General features: G+C 56.0%; 1 protein-coding gene. It reads right to left on the bottom strand.

Annotated elements, in window-relative coordinates:
• Positions 1 to 119: 119 nt before the first annotated feature.
• Positions 120 to 1,100, bottom strand: a complete 981-nt coding sequence (locus tag ABLV30_RS26995) for an IS110 family transposase (protein ID WP_057174408.1) — start codon at positions 1,098 to 1,100, stop codon at positions 120 to 122.
• Positions 1,101 to 1,305 lie beyond the last annotated feature (205 nt).

Below are 1,305 nucleotides of genomic sequence, written 5' to 3'. Positions count from 1 at the left end.
GTAGATACTGTGAACGCCTGCAACCATTTTTAGTTGCCGATACTTTCTCCGGCTCCCGGATGACAGGCACACCAACGACAGCACTCTCTGGTGCTGTCGTTTTTTCTCAGGGAACGTTGTTACGCTATCAACAGCTCATGCTGTGAGGCATCGAACGTCTTTCCTGACTTCAGTACTCCATAAGCCACCTGCGCCAGCTTTCGCATCATCGCCCCTATGATGACTTTTGCCCGCTTTCCGCTCTCTTCCAGCCTTTTCCTGAACGCTTTTCCCCACGCCGTATGGTACAGCGCCGATAACGCTGGCATGTATAACGCCTTGCGCAGTTGAACCGGCCCCGCTTTGCTCATCCGGCTCGCCCGCATCACGCTGCTTCCCGACTCATGCTGCACCGGCGTCAGTCCTGCATACGCCGCGAACTGCCGCGCTGTACCGAACTTCAGCCTCAGGCCCGTATACGCCAGCAGAACAGCCGCTGTTTTCTCCCCGATGCCCGGGATACTGTTCAGCAGCTTCCGCCGTCGTTTCATATCCGGGTCGTTATCCGTCAGGTCTTTTATCTGTTTTTCGATACGTGCCAGCTCCGCGCTCAGACATCCCAGCAGGATGTCAATGCTGGCCAGCTGAACCTCCGGCGCGGTTTCTCGCCGGTTTTTCTCCTGCGTCTGCATCTCTGTCAGCGCCTGATGCCTTAACACCAGGGCTTTCAGTGCCCGCTCTGTCGGATGAGGGGCCTCCCAGGCTGACGGGCGTTTTTCCCGGCAGAAGTGAGCCAGCATACGGGCGTCCACTTTGTCAGTTTTACTGCGCAACCCCTCACTCTGTGCGAAAGCTTTACTGAGGGCGGGGTTGATGATGGACACGGTATACCCGGCATCACTCAGATGCGCGGCCGCGTCTTCCATGTAGGTGCTGGTGGACTCCATGCAGACATGGGCACGGTTCACGTCATGGCCGCGAAGCCAGCGGACCAGCGCTTCGTGTCCGGAGAGAGTATTATCAAATTTTTTACAACGATGCCGGCCATCAGGGCGAAGAATATCGACATCCAGTTTGGCTTTGGCGACATCAATACCGATGAAGTGGAGTTCATTTTCCATAGTGAAACCAACCTTGCAAATACGGGTTACCGGTGAAAGCCGGTCCATGATACTGTCCGGTTTATCACATGAGAAAGAACGGCGGTCCGGTGCAAAGGATCTACGGAACAGGCGCGAAAGCCTAAGCCCGGACACGGCATCCGGACCGCCATCAGAGAGAACTGGCCGGTTCTTTCTGACGGAGTAATCATACAAGCCCGGACAG

The organism is Klebsiella sp. CN_Kp113 (assembly GCF_040064585.1).
Classification (GTDB): domain Bacteria; phylum Pseudomonadota; class Gammaproteobacteria; order Enterobacterales; family Enterobacteriaceae; genus Klebsiella; species Klebsiella michiganensis.
The sequence above is the reverse complement of the archived record's forward strand: the minus strand, read 5'-3'. Positions and strand labels throughout refer to the sequence as shown.

What these genes read in the sequence shown, in the direction of transcription:
- ABLV30_RS26995 (WP_057174408.1), bottom strand. Translation starts at nt 1,100, where the DNA reads ATGGAAAATGAACTCCACTTCATCGGTATTGATGTCGCCAAAGCCAAA.